A 17,020-nucleotide genomic window follows, 5' to 3' on the forward strand; every position below is an offset into this window, starting at 1 on the left:
CACCCGTGAACACCCCCACCGCCGCATACCCCACCGCAGATACCGCCGTCGTGTCCTGGGTCGACGAGATCGCCGACCTCACCGCCCCCGACCGTGTCGTGTGGTGCGACGGCAGCGCCGACGAATGGGACCGGCTGACCACACAATTGGTGGACAAGGGCACCTTCGTGCGACTGGAGCGCAAACCGAACTCTTTCTGGTGCGCCTCCGATCCCGAGGACGTCGCCCGAGTCGAGGACCGCACGTTCATCTGCTCCCAGTTCCGGGCCGACGCCGGTCCGACGAACAACTGGATGGACCCGGTCGACATGAAGACGATGATGACCGAGCACTACCGCGGGGCGATGGCCGGCCGCACGATGTACGTCATCGCGTTCTGCATGGGCCCCCTCGACGCGGCCGAGCCGAAGTTCGGGGTTCAGATCACCGACTCGGAATACGTCGCGGTCTCGATGCAGATCATGACCCGCTCCGGCACCGCGGTGTGGGACACACTCACCGCGGGCACCGAATTCGTCAAATGCCTGCACTCGGTCGGCGTCCCGCTCCACGAGGGGCAGACCGACACACCGTGGCCGTGCGACCACACCAAATACATCTCCCACTTCCCCGAGGAACGCACCATCTGGAGCTACGGCTCCGGCTACGGCGGCAACGCCCTGCTCGGCAAGAAGTGCTACGCACTGCGGATCGCGTCGAAGATGGCCAAGGACGAGGGCTGGCTCGCCGAGCACATGCTCATCCTCAAACTCACCTCACCCGAGCAGAAGGTGCACTACATCGCGGCGGCGTTCCCCTCGTCCTGCGGCAAGACCAACCTCGCGATGCTCGACCCCACCCTCGACGGGTGGACCGCCGAAACCATCGGCGACGACATCGCCTGGCTGCGGTTCGGTGACGACGGCCGGCTCTATGCGGTCAACCCGGAGGCCGGGTTCTTCGGCGTCGCCCCCGGCACCGGCCTCCTCACCAACCCGCACGCCATGGACACCATCGAGCGGGGAAACTCGATCTTCACCAACGTCGCCCTCACCGACGACGGCGACATCTGGTGGGAAGGGTTGACCGGCACGCCGCCGGCGCATCTGACGGACTGGAAACGACGGGACTGGACCCCGACCTCCGGGGAGCCGGCGGCGCACCCGAATTCCCGGTACTGCACCCCGATCGCCCAGTGCCCGACCGTCGCCCCCGAATGGGATGATCCCGCGGGGGTGCCGCTCACGGCGATCTTCTTCGGCGGCCGCCGCGCCACCACCATCCCGCTGGTCACCGAATCATTGAGTTGGCGGCACGGGGTGTTCCTGGCCGCCACCCTGTCCTCGGAAACCACCGCCGCCGCCACCGGAAAGGTCGGTGTGGTGCGCCGCGACCCGATGGCGATGCTGCCGTTCCTCGGCTACCACGTCGGCGACTACTTCCAACACTGGCTCGACATCGGCGAGAAAACCAGCCCGGAGCTGCTGCCGAAGATCTTCTACGTCAACTGGTTCCGCCGCGGCGATGACGACGAATTCCTCTGGCCCGGCTTCGGCGAAAACTCCCGGATCCTCGAGTGGGCGTTGCGGCGGATCGAGGGCACCGCCGAGGCCGCGGCGACCCCGCTCGGCAACGTGCCCACCCCGGGCGCCCTCGACCTGACCGGCCTGAAATTCGACCCCACCACGATCGCCGACGCGCTGCGGGTGGACCCCACGGAATGGGCCACCGAACTTCGGCTGATCGACGAATGGTTCGCCACCATCGGCGGCAACAGGCTGCCCGACGTCCTGCGCGAGGAACTCGCCGCCCTCCGCCAACGCCTCGCCGCCGCGTCCGATTACGCCGCCACCATCGATATCCTACGCGACCCCGCACCCGGGGACGGAGAATCCCGGTGGGCGCAGCCCCGCTTCTGACAACGCCCGCGCAATCGGGGCGCTCGTCACGCTGCCGCACCGGTTCCTCCTCGAACTCGCCGACCCGGCCGAGGTGACGGTGGCGATCCTGCGCATGTCGCGGATCATCGCAATGGACGCCACCGGCGCGATCATCCCTCGCGCACCGGCACATCACCGTCCTGACCTCCGGAGCCACACCCGAACACCTACGCCCCCTCAAGCTTCCGGGTCTTTCACCACCACAGACAGCGAAGCCACCGCCTCGTCGACACCACCCCGCGCGCCATCGCCTACGCCCGCATGCTCGTCCTACCCGAATCCCACCACACCTCCACCACGAACGAGATCGATCATGACCGAGACCACAGACAACACGACCCCCACCTCCGACCCCACCACCACACCCGAACCCACTGCGCGGCAACACCTCGGCTACGTCCTGGGCAGAACACTGCCCACCGAGTTGCACCCATGGGTCGTGGCCGACACCACCGGCCCCGGCGCCACCCGCCGCTACGCCACCCGCTGCCTCACCCCGCTGATTCCCATCCTTGCCGGACTCCTGCTGATCCCCGGACCCTGGATCATCCGCACCGGGATGGTGCTGCTGCTGTTCCTGCCGTTCGTGTACTTCCTTCTCGCCCTGAAGAGCATCTACCTCCGCCACCGGCTGGTCAGCCACGGCCTCGACCCCCGCCTCCTCAACGTTCACCAACAACGCCGACTCGACCAGCAGCAGGCCTCCTACGAATCCCGTTACCGGTCGGCACCCTGATCCAGCAAAAACCACGGGTGCAACCCACATCCCGGGGTGCACCCCGTTCACGACCAACCGCTAATTGCCGTCCCTGGCAAGGGTCGCCGTAATGGAAGTGCCGGTGGGCTGAGGTGGGCCATGCGCCTCCCGGATCGAGCGACGGGGAATCGGGGCCACACAACTCAGGCTGGGCCGACGCGCATGTGGTGGGGGCGCCTCAAATTCGTCCGGCAGTGCGCCTGGTCACCGGCCACGTCCATGGGGGGAGGATCGTCATGCCACATTCCGATACGTCGGCACCCACTCGAGAATCCATCTCGGCGCTGCGACCCGGATGAGCAACTACGGCGGCAGCGTCGCGGCGCGAACCAATCGTCGATCCGCGCTACTCCGAGCTGGTGGAACCGGACCGGATCACGGAACGGTTGAGCCGGCGAACCGTGGGAGCGCCGGAACGCGAGTAGTCCCGCTCGCGTGAGGTCGGGCCGATAGCCTTCTCCCGCGCATTCCCGTGCCCGACCCCCGTCATCCCGGCGCGTCGCCGACACGGCGACGCCGGAACCACCACCACCCGTGCTCGCCGAGATCGCCGACCGAAACCAGCCAACCCAACAGAAGCCAGGACCCGATGACGACCCGAACCATCCACTCCACCGACCTGCAGTGGAACTCACTCGCCGGATCCTCGAGTGGGAAGATGTCGACAACCCCGAACCGCCCCTGAGCGAGTGGAGCACCGACCTCGCCGCCGCTGCCACCGGGATCGACCGCCGAATCAGCTGGATTCCCACCCAGAACACCGCCACCACCCCCGAAGAGTGACCACGACAGCCCCGGATTCGACGCTCTCTGCGACCGAGTGCTGCGGTCGGTTCCGGTCGGTCGAATGGCCTTCACCGAGAACGCTGCGTCCTTCGCCGCCATCGGGGGCGAAGTCGTCATCCCCACCGACGACGAGACGTTCGAACGCTTCGACGGGAAGTTTCTTGCATTCGAAGCGGGGAACATCGACCTGACCACCCGAATCGGATGGAGCGCAGTTACCATGGGCGACGGCACCTAACGTGTCCTTCGCGGAAACCATGGCCAGATTCCACGATCGGAGCACGGCCCCGTGGTCGAACCATCCCGGCGACAACCACCTCATCATCGACATGGAATACGTGAGCGGCCAACGCGTCACGCGGGATACGCCGTCACGGTGACAACCGATGAAGACCTCTGGTCTCAGACACCGAACTTACCGATGAGGTCGAGCGTGGCAAGTTTTCGTCCTCAAATCGGCGAGCAGCCGATCGGCTAGGCTCAGCCAGGACTTACTGATGATATGGATTCAGCGGGAGCGGTGCGCCGCCAGCCATCGCTCGGCCGCCGGCTCGTTGTTGGTGGACGCATTGTCCATCCACAGGTTAATCCCTAGGTCAGTGGACGTTGCAGTCCACACCTACTCCCGAAGGCGAACGTCGCACGTTCGAGAAGGAAGCTCGCCACACGGCCGGGTCGACAACAGGAAACCGGCCGACCGGTCACCAGAGCGGGAACGAGTCTGATGAAGAGACTCTTCGTCCCGGCATGCCACGGAAAGAGCGGCACATCCACCGTGTCCAGCAACTTCATGGATCTCACGGATCCCCCGTCGGCCCGCCCCTTTGATCACCACGCTCCACGCTTCGCGCGACCGAGCCTCCTAATCGTCGACTTCCAACGCAACCGGCGCATCCGACAGCGCCGCGGGCACCTGGGTACCTCTTCCGAACCGAAACACGACGGTCCCATGATCGGCCGCATAATCTGGGAGAAGAGATCCGGGTGGTCGTCCACCCACACGGCAAGTCGGCCAACGCCTCTCGGTACGGAACAACCTTCGACGTTCGTGACACACGTGAATTCAGGCTGAGGTTCCTCCAACGTGCTCGGCCGGAGGATCGGCGGTCAGATGGACACAGCATTGACCGTCGGTGGGTGCGAGCACCGCGTGGACTGTGTGAGCCTGCAGGCCGGTGACGAATCCGGTGAGGAACGAGTGATTGATTCCGCAAACGAGGTCTGGTGCGTGGGCGGCGAGTGGGTGGAAGGGGCAATTGCGCAGGTGCACACACGTGGGAGTCGACCGTGCCGGCTCGAAACCGTACGGAGTGAGCGCTTCCTCGGCGAGGGTGAGCGCGCGTTCGGCCCCCAAACGCCCCGGCCGGTACCGAGCGCGTTCTCGGGAACCGAGGTCTTCTCCTCGCGCCGCCGCCACTCGCATCGCAGCCGCGCGGGCGCTCTCGCCCGCGCCTTCGGTCATCACAGCGTCGATCAGGATTTCGGCCAGCACCTCATGGTGGCGGGCAGGAATGGCGACGTGGATACCGTCGCCGGTCGGTTCATAAACCTTCGGCGTCCGGCCAACCCTGCGGATGCCGCCCACCGGTTCGTAGTGCGCCCGCAGCAAACCCGCTGCCACCAATTTGTCGAGATGGAATGCCGCCAGCTTCCGCGAAATTCCCACCGCGGCGGCGGCTTCGTCACGGGTGACCGGACGCCCCGCGCGACGACCGAATTCGTACAACCCGCGGCGTAGATCATCGTCGAGTGCGGCGATCGCCTTGATTTGCAGCGCCGAGGGGAAAGCGGCGCCTGTTTCCCTCGCCATGGTCTCAGAGTAACGCGTACGGCGGTGGGAGATACTCCACGGGCGGACCCGTTGACCACGTAGGGGTTGACCCGCATCAGGAATAGGACCAAACTTTATTTACCAAATACTGTGCCTGCACAAGTGGGTGATCGCGTTGTCGAGTGATACGGACAGAGGAAAGCATCCGGTCAGCGCGGGACTGGCCGGTCCGTACGGGCATCCCTTCCATCCGATTCTGGTCACGGTCCCGATCGGTGCCTGGGTGTCGTCCTTGGTGTTCGACATTGGGTCCCGAGTCGTCGACACACCGGGATTCCTCACCCAGGGATCGGTGTGGCTGATCGGGATCGGCGTGCTCGGCGCGGTGGCCGCGGCGATGATCGGGTTCCTCGATCTATTCGCGATTCCCACCGGGACGCCGGCGTTTCGTACCGGTCTGATCCACATGAGTCTGAACCTGGCAGTCACTGCCGCCTACATCGTGAACTTCTTGTGGCGCCACAGCACATACGAGGAGCAGCAGCAGGTGAGTGCCGGTCCACTCGCCCTCTCGGTAGTGAGCCTGGCCGCGCTCGCCGTGTCCGGATATCTCGGCGGGAAGCTCGCATACCACTTCGGCATTCGCGTAGCGGACGAGTCGACTCAGGCTGAAGGCTTCACCCGCACCACAGGGCTCCTCGACGACGCGTTGAAGATCACCCCGGAGTCGACATGGGTATTGCAGCACTGGTCGCCTGGCTTCTGACCGCTGTCGGCGGCTTCTACATGCTCGCCACCTGGATCACAAAGGGCGGTCCCCGTCAGCCCCGCACCACCCGCTTTCCGCCGGCGGTGATATTCGGGCACTTCGCACTGGCCGTCATCGGCCTCGTCATATGGATCATCTACCTCGTCAGCGACGCCGATGCCCTCGCCTGGGTCGCCTTCGCCCTGCTCATACCGGTCGCAGCACTGGGCTTCGTCATGTTGGTGCGCTGGATTCCCACCTACCGCGCGCACACCCCCCAGGCCGCGGTCGGGGCACGCACCGCCGTGGGCACGCACACGTCAGAAGACGCGTCGACGGTGCCCGAGAAACACTTCTCCGTCGTCGTCGTCGCCGGCCACGGTCTGTTCGCTGCGATCACCGAGGTGCTGGTGCTCCTCACCGCGCTGGGGGTCGGTGGCAGTTGAGACCGATACCGATCGATTGCCGATCGGCTGGAGTCGGGGTGGACGGTAGCCGTTCAGCTCGCGAGGGTGCGATCGGGTTCTACACGTCCGGGCAACCGTTCCTCGCGGAGTACTACACGTTGGGGGCGATCGCGCACGGGACGTCGCGGGCGTCTTGACCTGAGGCAACAGGCGCTCGTTCTGGAGGACATGTGAGGTCAGACGGACTGTGCTCTGCAAACCTCGACCGCAATCCCGCAGTCGAAAAAATGGATAGCACTTGTTGGCCGGGAGTCAATGGGATCGCGGCGGTTACACCGCCAGTGAGAACTATCTGGCCTTTCCGTAAGCGAGCATTCGGCCCGGTTCAACGAACCAGTAGCCGAGTTCCTCTCCGAGTAAGGGTCTGCAGATGAAACCATCCAGCACAGCGGAGTGGCGAATGCTCGCGCCGCTGGCGCACCGCCAAAACGAAAGACTTTGCGGCCCTATCGGTTCGAATGCGCGGGGAAGATCAACTGGCCTGCGGATTGGACAATACGGCAACTGGTGGGTCGGGCAGATGCTCGGGAGCAGGCCGGATGAGCATTGACCAACCTCGAATTCCAGATCAGCATCGACTGAACCGTGAAGTCAAGGCTATGAGTAGTAGAGATCGGATCGCCGACTACGGCCTCCTGGGAGACACCCGTACCGCCGCGCTCGTCGACGAATGCGGCTCCATCGACTGGCTGTGCCTGCCCCACTTCGATGGTGACCCCGTCTTCGCTCGTCTGGTGGCCGGTATTGACGGCGGCCACTTCGCCGTCGGGCCAGCCGGACCCGCCGAGGTCATCAGTCGGCGCTATCAGCCCGGAACCGCAGTCCTGGAAACCGAGTGGCAGGCCGGTGCCGGCCGGCTGCTGTTGACCGACGGGATGGTCAGCGAACTTCCTTCCACGCTCTTCCCGACCCTGTGTTTGGTTCGCCGGCTCGAGAGCCGCGGCGCCCCAGTGCGGGTCACTGTGTCTTTCGACCCACGAGCTGGCGCCGCCCGTCGGCCCATGCGGAGCCGAGCCGGGCCGTTGGGGGTGATCTGCAGCAGTCGAGCAACCGCCGTCGCGTTGTCAACGGATCCATTGATCCACATCACGCCTGGCTCGGCCATCGATGTCGGCGTCCGTCCCGGACATCCGCTCACCCTGATCCTGAGCGCCGAGCACCATGGTCCCCTTACGCTGATCCAGCCCGAGCACGCCTGGGCGACCCTGGCCCAGGACGCGGCTGGTTGGCGAAACTGGTCCGGCGCCATCGACTACGAGGGCCCGGGCAAGGAGACGGTCATCCGCAGCCTCATCACGCTGCGGCTCCTGACCTACTCGCCCTCAGGGGCTCCGGTCGCCGCCCCTACTACGTCATTGCCGGAAAGTTCTGGCGGCAGCAGGAACTGGGACTACCGCTATGCCTGGCCGCGCGACGCCAGCATCGGGGTCGGGACGTTCCTGGGCGTCGGTCTCGTCGACGAGGCACGTGCGTTCCTCTACTGGCTCTTGCACGCCAGCCGCCTCGATCGTCCCCGGCTGCCGGTCCTGCTCACCATCCACGGCCAACCCGCACCCCGCGAGCGCGAGCTGGACTGGCCCGGCTTCGCCGATAGCCGACCTGTCCGGGTCGGCAATGGTGCCCGCGACCAGCACCAGCTCGACAACTACGGGTGGGTTCTCGATGCCATGTGGCTCCTCGAACGCGCCGGCCACCGCCTCTACGGTGAGACCTGGAGGGTTGGTGCGGCGCTCGCCGACGAGGTCGTGCGACGCTGGCGCGAACCCGACGCCGGGATTTGGGAGGTTCGGGGGGAACCCGCCCACTACGTGCACTCCAAACTCATGGCGTGGCTCACTCTGGACCGGGCGCTGCGCATCGCTGATCACCACCGAACCTCCGTCCGCAGGCGGCACCGTTGGGAGAGCGAGCGCGACGCCATCGCAGTCCACGTAATGGCCCACGGCTTCGACATCAGCCGGGGTAGCTACATGCGCACCTACCAGCGCTCCGATGTCGACGCCGCCCTCCTGCTGTTGCCCGTCATCGGGATCGAGCCCGCGGGTTCACCTCGGCTGCGCGGCACCATCGACACCATCCGTCGGGAACTGTCCGCCGGTGGTCCGCTCCTTTACCGGTATCGGGGCGGTGACGACGGGCTCGTCGGTGACGAAGGTGCGTTCTTGCCCTGCTCGTTCTGGCTCGTCCAAGCCCTCGCCGCCACTGGTGCGGTCGAGGACGCGACCGCCATGTTCACCGAGCTCATCGAAATGGGCAAGCCGTTGGGCCTATTCGGCGAGGAAGTCGATCCCGCAAGCGGCCACCTATTGGGCAACTATCCCCAAGCCCTCACCCATGCAACGCTCGTCCAGGCCGCCCTGGCGATTCGAGACGCTCAGGAAGGATCCAGCAGCATTCCCAAGGCGACCCCGTAGGCGACATGCGCAGCAAGGGTGATCACTGGAGTCTGCCGCCCGTAGTTCAGACCCAACACTCCCGGCGGCTCCAGCGCTGGCCCAGCCCGCAGCCCCGCGCGCTCGGACGCCATACGGGGGTGGATCCCCGGCAGCAAGGGCACGATGACCAACAACGCCACTGCCCCGTGCAGCGCTCCCAACAACCCACCGCTCCACCACGTTGCGCGACCAGAGGCGGCGAACGCGGCAGCGTAACCCACCGCGAAAATTTGTCCGTTGACCAGGTGGATGAAGAAGCCCGCCACACGGGCTCGATCGGGATCGGGAACCACGATCGTCCCGAGCATCAGCGGCAGATCCAAACGGGTCAGACCGGCAAGTTGAGCGCCGATCATCACGGCGGTCAACACTGCGGTCGCGATCAGTCCGAAGATCGCCCAGCCGGCCCAGTCCATCATTTTGTCCTAGCGGATTCGTCGGACCGTCGAGAGTATGCAAGGACAATATCCCCGCTCCGTACCGTCTGGAGTCGGCCCACAATCGTCAGGTAGTTGGGCATCCTGTGACTCATTTGCCCGGTGCGCTTCTATGTGGTCGGCTCAGGACGATATCGGGCGACTGTCATGTCGACGCGTCGTCCATGCATGGGGGTCCTCTCGGCATGGAGCAATCGTGGTGCGGCACCTCCGTGGCAGGAGGGCGGGGTACCGTCGGCGTGGACGACGCGCCACCAAGGGACGCTGCTGTCGAGCAGAGTCATCATTCGACCTACTTGCCGTGCGCCGACCCCGATGCTCACGCCAATGTCGCCGTAGGTGGCTACGCGTCCAACAGGGATGGACGCAACAGCGTTGTGCATGTTCTCGACCAGATTCAATGGCTTTGCTCCCAGGATGATGAGTGGCCCGCCAGGCTCATGCTTCATGCTCGCGGCGGCCCGGTGTGTCGTGGACGTGGTGTGACGTTGTGCGCGCTTAGCCTGGATCCGTGGAGACTACGCCGGCCGTAACGGCGTGTGAATGACGAAAGCACCTCCCGTAGTGAGGCAATCAAGATTCTCAGGTCACGATCGTCCACCTAAGGAAGGGCACTTTCAGTGCAATCATCGCACACGTTCACGGCTGCGTCCGCGGTGTTCGACGAATACAATCTCGTGTCCGCGGCCGGGCTGGTCCCGGTCCTCGAACTGGGCGAGCAGGCCGGACTGTCGGAGCTGATCGACGCTCATGTCGACCTCGCCTCCACGCGGGTGGCCTCGGGTGCGGCGAACCCGGCAGGGAAACTGACCTCGATCATCGGCGGGATGCTCACCGGAGCGGACAGCGTCGACGATGTGGACACGATCCGCGCCGGCGGCACCCCGCTGCTGCCCGGCATCGAGGACCGGGCGTTCCTCGACATCGACTCGTTGCTGCGCCCGGTGTACGGGCACCAGAAACAGGGAGCGTCCTACGGGCACGCGAAGATCAAGACGGGATCCGGCCGCGGCGCCGCCTCCCAGCTGCGCTCAGCGATCAGCACCGCCGGTCTGAATCGAGTGCCGCGTAGCGCGCCAGGTCCGCCGTGGCCACCCACACGCTTTGACGCATGACGGAATCCTCTCGGAGATACTCTGACCGTACCCTCAACCCACCCGACAAACCCGGGCGAATCCGCGGTCGGCCGTAGGGCAAGCAAGGCGCGCAGGCATGATCGAACGGCATCTGCAATGACAGACGACGACCGCACGTCATGCAGACACTCCCGAACGCCGTCCGGTCGGTCCGCGCGGCTCCCCTCGAACCGATTGCCGCCGCGGGTGGACAAGCGGCGGAGGTCGAGGCCGCGCGACTCGAACCCGTGCTTCGTTACGACATCCTTAACACGCCGCCGGACGGGGCATTTGACCGAATCACTGAACTCGGACTCGCCCCCAGCGTGGTCACCGACGTCCAACTCGCCCACGCCACCATCGCATGCCGACACACTCCAAAAACTGATGCCAGAGGAACCCGCGGCTTGGATACCGAACGCGAACCGGCACACCGCCGCCTGGCGGAGGTTCCCCCCGCCGATTGTGACACCGATGCACAACTTATTGCGCCATCGGTTCTCCGGTCACCAGGAAGATCACCCGGCGGCCGACCACCACGGTGTGGTCACCGAAACGTTCGTAGAACCGGCCCAGCAAGGTCACGTCGACGGCGACAGTGACGCTGTCGGTCCAGGCGGGATCCTGAATCAGCTCCAACAGCTGATGGTGCAGACTGTCGAGCTCGTCATCACGTCGATCCAGTTCCGCGGCCAGCTCCGGATCTCGGGTCCGCAGCACCTGCTCGGCCAGGCCCGCCAACCCACCCGCCACCCGCCCCATCCGGCCGAGGAGTTGTTCGGCCTCACCAGAGGTGACGTGGTTCGGATACCGGCGGCGCACACTTTCGGCCACATGCTGCGCCAACCCACCCATCCGGCTCAGGTCCGCCACCAGGTGTACCCCGGTGATGACCTGCCGTAGATCCCGCGCGACGGGAGCCTGCAACGCCAGCAACGTCATCGCCTGTTCCTCGCACGGCCCCCGCAACGCCTCGATCTGCTCGTTGAGGTCGAAGACCCGCTCGGCCGCGGGCAGATCCGCCCGCACCAGGGCATCGGTCGCCACCTCGATGGCCTGGCCTGCCAGGTGACACATCGACGCCAACCGGTCGGTCAGCGCATCGAGCTGGTCCTGAAACTTCGTTCGCATGGGACTCATCCTGGTGCACATCGGTCTGTTCGGATAACTGGAGGACGCCATCGCGACCACACTTGATGTCGCGACAACTGTTTGCCGTCGCGGTGTTGTCGGTGGGGCGGGTTATGGCGGCTTCCGCGACGAGCAACAGGTCGCTGCACACTGACAAAGACCATGGATCGTTCATGGTCCTGATCTGCGGAGTCGCCTCAGATCGGTTGGGGTGTGGCGACCTGTTTTCCAGATTCGCTGGGCAGGTTCATGCCCGGCTGCGGTGCGGTGTTTGGCAAGTAGCAGGTCCCAGACCTCGCGCGGCAGGTTGGCCGGCGGGGTGTCCCAGTCCGCCTGATGGATGTCCGCGTAGAGACCGCCGAGGTTGTGCGTGGCCGCCGCCGCGCCGCGGTGGAGCACTTCGGAAGCGATCGCGTCAAGGCAATCCGGGCGATAGGGCCGGAGACTTCCTCGATGTTCAGGTGAGACGCCGCGGTAGGCCCTTGCGGTGGGCGTGGCTGTGCGGCAGTGGTCAGGTCCCGGGGACGGGACGTGCGGGTCAGATCAGCGGTGTGCCGGTATTTCCTGGCCCTCAAATCTTAGGATCGCCGGGCGGAAGGGCCTCTTCCCCAGAGCATTTCACGCGCCAGTAACAGAGATTATGTCACCTTGGCGCCCGGTATTGATGATTGAAATTCTGCCGAGGTAGGCGATGCTGTCCGTTGACGGGACAGTTGGCATCATTGACAGGTTTTGCAACACACTACGTTTTGGCGCTTGATTGTCAGGCATTGTGGCAGCCCGATCCGCGACACCCACTACAACATCCTGCGGCTGATCTGAGTTGCGGCGGCATCATCGTCTGTGCACGTCAACGCCACTCGAATCGGACCCGCCTAATCGCTACGGAAATGCCAACTACGCTGCGTTACGGTTCGACACGAGAACCTCCGAGAGGATGTTGGTCTTCGACAAATCACACCACACTCGGAGGTTCTCTTCACATCAAGCTGACACGCCTGCTACCAACGTCCTGGCGGGTACATCTAGCCGGTTCCTCTCAGCTCCCGCTCGTGGGTAGGCGCTGCCGTCACTTCTCGGTGAAACCCAGGTCGACCTTGAGTTGTGTGCCGGTGATGTACTGCCCCTCCTCCGACGCCAGGAAAACCACGGCGTTGGAGATGTCGCGCGGCTCCACCCACTGCTCGGGCAGTAGGTGCAGCGTCTGGAAGAGCTCGCCGAAGTCGCTGGCGCCGGGGTTCTCCAGGTCGGGGCGGAACAGCTTGTACATGACGTCGTTCTGGACCAGTGGAGTGTTCACCGAGGATGGGTGGATGGTGTTGACGCGAATTCGGTGCGGGCCGAGTTCCTGAGCCAGCGACTTCATCAGGCCGACGACGCCGTGTTTGGCCGCCGTGTAGTGGCCCAGCATCGGTAAGCCCTTGATGCCCGCGGTCGAGCTGATGAGGATCATGGACCCTCCCGCGCCGCGTTCGACCATGCCCGGCGCAGCAGCGCGCACGATGTTCCATACGCCGGTGAGGTTCGTGTCGATGACGTCGTGCCAGGCCTGCTCCTCCATGTCGATTGTCAGGGCAGGGCTGAAGATGCCCGCGTTGGCGACGACGATGTCGATGGGTCCGAGTTCGGCGACACCGCGCTCCACGAGCCCACGCATCGCCGCAAGGTCACGCACGTCGCCCTGCTCCGCAACGATGCGGCGGTCCAGCGCTTCAACCTGCTTCACCGTCTGGTCGAGGTCGTCCCGACTCGCGAGCGGGTAACCCACCGTCGCGATCTGGTCGCAGAGGTCGACGGCGATCACGTCTGCGCCCTCCTCCGCCATCCTGACGGCGTGCGAGCGACCCTGGCCACGAGCGGCCCCGGTCACCAGGGCAACCTTGCCCGTTAGTCGTCCCATGTTGAGTCTCCTTAAGGTGATGGGCCTGGCCCTTACGTTGCCCTCCGGCGGATGGGCAGGCCAGGATGTATTCGGAGTTCGGAGGTCACTTTCAACGCCCCGTACATCGATAATATAACTATAATATGATCGAAATCACAAGGCTTTGGAACAACCAGATTGTGTGCCTCCCCGACGCCGTTGAGTCATCTGCCTCGAGCCGAGCGGAAATCCTGATGCCTCAGTGTCGTAAACGATTCGACAAGCATGCTCACGTAGGAACGGCGCTGCGAGTTAAAGTCCAGTCCTGGATCGGTGGGTCCAGCCTGGTCACATAGGGAAGCGAAGCTAATAGATGGCCCCGGCACTGATCCGATCGGACCATTCGGTGGGAAACAACGCTGCACTCTCGCGCCCGAAGGCAGGGCGGGCGTGCTCGATCCACTGTTCGAGACAGTCGATCACCCAGCAGTTTCCGACAGCGGTGAGGACCCCGCGCCGGTTGGGCGGCAACCTTGCTGGGTTTGCCGTGTAACTGACGTAACAGACACCGAACCGACCGAACTGTTGCGCGCGTGGATTCGGTCGAAGTCGAACAGATCCGCAAGCGAATATCGTTGCAGTGTATTCGTATACGTAGGGCGCCGTGGTGATGGCCGCGGTCCGGAAAGCGGCACCGGCGCCGGCCATTTCTCGCAGCAGTTGGACGGCGAACTGGCCGGGCCCACCGATTCCGATCACTGCCGCGGCCGAGCCCGGACCGAGCAGGTCTTTGGTGACATCGATGGAGCGGTAGGGAACGATGGCGGCGTCGGCCAGAACCGCAGCAAGGCCGGATCTATTCCGTCCGAGGCAATCAGGGCGGTTGCGGGAGCGGATACGAAAATCTGCCATTCGTCCATCTACCGACACGCCTGGAGTGCTCGCCGGGTTGAGTCGAGCTCCAGTGTGCTGGCAGGTATCTTCGTTGCCGGTGAGGCACATTCGGAAAATCTGGCACGACCAGACCGGATGGATGACCACTTGTTGTCCGATGTCGACCGATGTCGACCGATGTCGACCGATGTCGACCGATGTCGACCGATGTTACGTCACTGGCGAGCGAAACCACTTCGCCAACGCATTCGTGACCCAAGGTTGTCCCGAACGGGATCATGGCAGTGGGCGAACGACGAATGTGAACGTCTGTCTGACAAATTCCGGCAGCAGTTACCCTTACCAGGGCGTGGCCGGGTTTCACTACTGGATTCGGCACTTCGAGGATGTGGACCTCGCGGACCGACGTATCGAACAGCGTGCATCGGATCAACATTTCAGATTGGTTCGAGAACTCAGCCACACGAGTGTGTGGCTCAGGCGTGCAACGTCATATCGGTTTCATGGCTGTCCACTTTCATGAACGTGATGGTCGATCGTTCGAAGAGATGCTCTTCGTCGGAGGTGATGGCGTTGCGGACTTCCGGGGTGCCGAGTATCTCCATCGCCTTGTCGAACCCGGCTTTGTCGCCGAAGACCATCTCCGTGATCACGTCATAGGGCAACTCGATCGGGGCGCCACCGACGTGGTCCCCCAGCGGGGTGAGGTAGTGCCGGAGGTAGCTCTGAGTGTGGTGCAGATGTTTCGCCGCCAGAACAGAATGGTGGGACTCGTAATAGTCGATAAAGTCGGCCATCGACATGCCTTCTCGGCGTTTGATGAGTACCATGATTTTGAACATCGTTGTCTCCTCGTGGTTCTGAATGTACTACTCGTCGAAGCCACCCGTTGAAAGCTGTGGCCGGCGGCCAATGGTCGACCATGTGCAGTCCGCGGCCAGAGCGTCGCCGTCGATCTGTAGACGCTGATCGGTGATCACGCGGGTCGCAGGTGACGCCAGAAACCCGACGAATTCGGCGACATCTGCGATAGGGGTGTCCCGTCCGGCGGGTACGGACTCGGAACAGTTCTTTCCCGCGGTCCGTCCTCTCGTGCGCGAGTGGCCCGGACCGCGTGCTGTCGCACGGACGATGCCGACCAGACAAATGTAACGGCACCGGGCGGTCGCGGACTCCAGGTCCGCAACCGCGCCCGTGCCGATCGAGATGAAGATCAGTCGGAGTAGGCGCCACTGAGCAGGATCTGCTTGAGTTCGGTGAATTCAAGGATGCCCTCCGCGCCGCACTCGCGACCCCATCCGGACTGCTTGACACCACCGAACGGTTCGGTGAGCGAGACGCCAGCCATGTTGATCGCTACAGCGCCGCTGCGGATACGCCGCGCAATGGCCAACGCAGATTCGCGGTCGCCTGCGTACACCGAGCCGGCCAATCCGAACTTGGTGTCGTTGGCGATTCGGACTGCATCGTCGACGTCGTCGTAAGCAATGACGACGATGATCGGGCCGAAGACCTCTTCCTGTGCAATTTCCATGTCCGTAGTCACGTCTCGCAGTAGCGTCGGGGCGAAGTAGAAGCCGCGGTCGAGATCAGACGGTCGGGCGCCGCCAGTCACAACCTTCGCCCCTTGGGCGATCGCACGGTCCAGAAAACCCTGGGTGCGTTCGACGGATCGCTTGTTCGCCATGGGGCCGAGATCGGTTGCTGGGTCGAAAGGATCTCCGACCTTGAGGGCTTCGAAGCCGTCGGCAAGGCGCTGCACCACTTCTTCGTAGCGTTTGCGCGAGACGAGGATTCGAGACAGTGCGACGCATACCTGTCCACTGCTCCCCACCGATCCTGGAATCAGCGTAGGCAGAACGTCGTCGAGGACCGCGTCGTCGGTGATGAGTGCTGGAGACTTGCCGCCGAGTTCGAGCGCAGTACGCCCCAGGCGCTGAGACGTCTGCTTGACGACCTCCATGGCCACCGCGGTACCGCCGGTCATATGCACCATGTCGATGCCTTCGGACCGTACGAGGTGCTGGCTGGTGTCGGTTCCGGCCGCGAGGACGCTGATGACTCCGGAAGGGAAGCCGGCAGCATGCGCTGCATCCGCGATGAACCGAGATGTCAGCTGGGACTCGGGGGCGAACTTGACGACGACCGTACAGCCGGCGAGGAGCGCTGGAATGACCTTCATTCCCATCAAAGTGACGGGTCCGTTGTAGGTAAGAATGGCGAGCACCGTACCGATGGGCTGACGCTGGACGAGTACTTCACTCGCGCCGTTGCTGCGACGTTCCTCCCACGGCAACGATGCTGCGACACTGATGGCATGTCCCCAGATCGCCGTGCCTGCGCCCGAGTTGATCATTTCGCCGAACGCCTGGGTATATCCCGATTCGTATGTCCACGCGCGGTTCATACCGTCGAGACGGCTTTCCAATTCATCGGCGAAACGACGGCACACGGCCGCACGTTCCTCGACGGTCGATCGCGGCCACACACCGACGTCGAACGCTGCCCGCGCCGCCCGAACCGCTGCGTCGGCGTCGGCAATGCTCGGTGAGGGAACCTGTGCGATGACCTCCTCCGTCGAGGGCATCACGACATCGATGGTCTCCGAGTGCGCTGAGTCGACCCATTCACCAGCGATGAACAGCTGGTCGAGATGGGGAATGTCGATGTCGATCTTGTCTGTACTGGGCGCTGACATT

The 17,020-nt window shown here is 64.2% G+C and carries 15 protein-coding genes and 2 pseudogenes; 9 read left to right on the plus strand and 8 right to left on the minus strand.

Annotated features, from left to right (window positions below):
* The first annotated feature begins 5 nt into the window (after positions 1-5).
* From HYG77_RS32265 to HYG77_RS40080, 5 genes and pseudogenes are all read left to right on the plus strand, one after another.
* Complete coding sequence (locus HYG77_RS32265; RefSeq protein ID WP_208963725.1) at positions 6-1,898, plus strand: phosphoenolpyruvate carboxykinase (GTP); 1,893 nt, start codon at positions 6-8, stop codon at positions 1,896-1,898.
* Positions 1,899-1,935: 37 nt separating this feature from the next.
* Positions 1,936-2,225, plus strand: a pseudogene (locus HYG77_RS40075) (sodium-independent anion transporter); the annotation flags it as partial.
* Positions 2,226-2,232: 7 nt separating this feature from the next.
* Complete coding sequence (locus HYG77_RS32270; protein WP_208963726.1) at positions 2,233-2,655, plus strand: DUF5313 family protein; 423 nt, start codon at positions 2,233-2,235, stop codon at positions 2,653-2,655.
* A 645-nt stretch (positions 2,656-3,300) separates the two neighbouring features.
* A complete protein-coding gene (locus HYG77_RS32275) occupies positions 3,301-3,459 on the plus strand; it encodes a hypothetical protein (RefSeq protein ID WP_244461447.1) in 159 nt (52 codons plus the stop codon).
* 64 nt (positions 3,460-3,523) lie between these two features.
* Positions 3,524-3,700, plus strand: a complete 177-nt coding sequence (locus HYG77_RS40080; protein WP_244461448.1) for a hypothetical protein — start codon at positions 3,524-3,526, stop codon at positions 3,698-3,700.
* Positions 3,701-4,525: 825 nt separating this feature from the next.
* Here HYG77_RS40080 and HYG77_RS32285 read toward each other — a convergent pair.
* Positions 4,526-5,272: a transcriptional regulator gene (locus tag HYG77_RS32285; RefSeq protein WP_208963727.1), complete on the minus strand. Its 747-nt coding sequence runs from the start codon at positions 5,270-5,272 to the stop codon at positions 4,526-4,528.
* 136 nt (positions 5,273-5,408) lie between these two features.
* On the opposite strand from HYG77_RS32285, the gene HYG77_RS32290 reads away from it, so the two are divergent.
* From HYG77_RS32290 to HYG77_RS32300, 3 genes are all read left to right on the plus strand, one after another.
* Positions 5,409-5,999: a DUF2231 domain-containing protein gene (locus HYG77_RS32290; RefSeq protein WP_208963728.1), complete on the plus strand. Its 591-nt coding sequence runs from the start codon at positions 5,409-5,411 to the stop codon at positions 5,997-5,999.
* Positions 5,966-6,427: a hypothetical protein gene (locus HYG77_RS32295; protein ID WP_208963729.1), complete on the plus strand. Its 462-nt coding sequence runs from the start codon at positions 5,966-5,968 to the stop codon at positions 6,425-6,427. Before HYG77_RS32290 ends, HYG77_RS32295 begins: the two co-directional genes overlap by 34 nt.
* A 620-nt stretch (positions 6,428-7,047) precedes the next feature.
* Positions 7,048-8,862 carry a glycoside hydrolase family 15 protein gene (locus HYG77_RS32300; protein WP_208963730.1) on the plus strand — a complete coding sequence of 605 codons (1,815 nt, stop codon included), beginning with the start codon at positions 7,048-7,050 and terminating at the stop codon, positions 8,860-8,862.
* Here HYG77_RS32300 and HYG77_RS32305 read toward each other — a convergent pair.
* Positions 8,823-9,299, minus strand: a complete 477-nt coding sequence (locus tag HYG77_RS32305) for a hypothetical protein (protein ID WP_208964234.1) — start codon at positions 9,297-9,299, stop codon at positions 8,823-8,825. The two genes, HYG77_RS32300 and HYG77_RS32305, sit on opposite strands and share 40 nt — an antisense overlap.
* A 131-nt stretch (positions 9,300-9,430) precedes the next feature.
* A complete protein-coding gene (locus tag HYG77_RS32310) occupies positions 9,431-9,721 on the minus strand; it encodes an MGMT family protein (RefSeq protein ID WP_208964235.1) in 291 nt (96 codons plus the stop codon).
* A gap of 219 nt (positions 9,722-9,940) precedes the next feature.
* Here HYG77_RS32310 and HYG77_RS32315 point away from each other — a divergent pair.
* Positions 9,941-10,369, plus strand: a pseudogene (locus HYG77_RS32315) (IS1380 family transposase); the annotation flags it as partial.
* A 549-nt stretch (positions 10,370-10,918) separates the two neighbouring features.
* Here the strand turns inward: HYG77_RS32315 and phoU are convergent.
* The 5 genes from phoU to HYG77_RS32340 form a co-directional block, all read right to left on the minus strand.
* On the minus strand, positions 10,919-11,566 hold the full coding sequence (gene phoU / locus HYG77_RS32320; protein ID WP_208963731.1) for a phosphate signaling complex protein PhoU: 648 nt from the start codon (positions 11,564-11,566) through the stop codon (positions 10,919-10,921).
* 1,069 nt (positions 11,567-12,635) lie between these two features.
* Entirely contained in the window at positions 12,636-13,466 is an 831-nt protein-coding gene (locus tag HYG77_RS32325) for a mycofactocin-coupled SDR family oxidoreductase (RefSeq protein ID WP_208963732.1), read from the minus strand.
* Between the two features lie 327 nt (positions 13,467-13,793).
* On the minus strand, positions 13,794-14,339 hold the full coding sequence (locus tag HYG77_RS40085) for a hypothetical protein (RefSeq protein WP_244461449.1): 546 nt from the start codon (positions 14,337-14,339) through the stop codon (positions 13,794-13,796).
* Between the two features lie 458 nt (positions 14,340-14,797).
* Positions 14,798-15,163: an EthD domain-containing protein gene (locus HYG77_RS32335; protein WP_208963733.1), complete on the minus strand. Its 366-nt coding sequence runs from the start codon at positions 15,161-15,163 to the stop codon at positions 14,798-14,800.
* 371 nt (positions 15,164-15,534) lie between these two features.
* The gene (locus HYG77_RS32340; RefSeq protein ID WP_208963734.1) at positions 15,535-17,019 is read right to left on the minus strand and encodes an aldehyde dehydrogenase family protein; all 1,485 of its coding nucleotides are present in this window, start codon (positions 17,017-17,019) and stop codon (positions 15,535-15,537) included.
* Between the last annotated feature and the right edge of the window lies 1 nt (position 17,020).

It is taken from the genome of Rhodococcus sp. ZPP (assembly GCF_017656075.1).
GTDB classification, from domain to species: Bacteria; Actinomycetota; Actinomycetes; order Mycobacteriales; family Mycobacteriaceae; genus Rhodococcus_F; species Rhodococcus_F oxybenzonivorans.

Bases quoted from the DNA above. Each gene is read 5' to 3' on its own strand.
- HYG77_RS32270 (WP_208963726.1), top strand. From the start codon at position 2,233: ATGACCGAGACCACAGACAACACGACCCCCACCTCCGACCCCACCACC.
- HYG77_RS40080 (WP_244461448.1), top strand. From the start codon at position 3,524: ATGGCCTTCACCGAGAACGCTGCGTCCTTCGCCGCCATCGGGGGCGAA.
- HYG77_RS32285 (WP_208963727.1), bottom strand. From the start codon at position 5,272: ATGGCGAGGGAAACAGGCGCCGCTTTCCCCTCGGCGCTGCAAATCAAG.
- HYG77_RS32295 (WP_208963729.1), top strand. From the start codon at position 5,966: ATGGGTATTGCAGCACTGGTCGCCTGGCTTCTGACCGCTGTCGGCGGC.
- HYG77_RS32300 (WP_208963730.1), top strand. From the start codon at position 7,048: ATGAGTAGTAGAGATCGGATCGCCGACTACGGCCTCCTGGGAGACACC.
- HYG77_RS32305 (WP_208964234.1), bottom strand. From the start codon at position 9,299: ATGGACTGGGCCGGCTGGGCGATCTTCGGACTGATCGCGACCGCAGTG.
- phoU (WP_208963731.1), bottom strand. From the start codon at position 11,566: ATGCGAACGAAGTTTCAGGACCAGCTCGATGCGCTGACCGACCGGTTG.
- HYG77_RS32325 (WP_208963732.1), bottom strand. From the start codon at position 13,466: ATGGGACGACTAACGGGCAAGGTTGCCCTGGTGACCGGGGCCGCTCGT.
- HYG77_RS40085 (WP_244461449.1), bottom strand. From the start codon at position 14,339: ATGGCAGATTTTCGTATCCGCTCCCGCAACCGCCCTGATTGCCTCGGA.
- HYG77_RS32335 (WP_208963733.1), bottom strand. From the start codon at position 15,163: ATGTTCAAAATCATGGTACTCATCAAACGCCGAGAAGGCATGTCGATG.
- HYG77_RS32340 (WP_208963734.1), bottom strand. From the start codon at position 17,019: ATGTCAGCGCCCAGTACAGACAAGATCGACATCGACATTCCCCATCTC.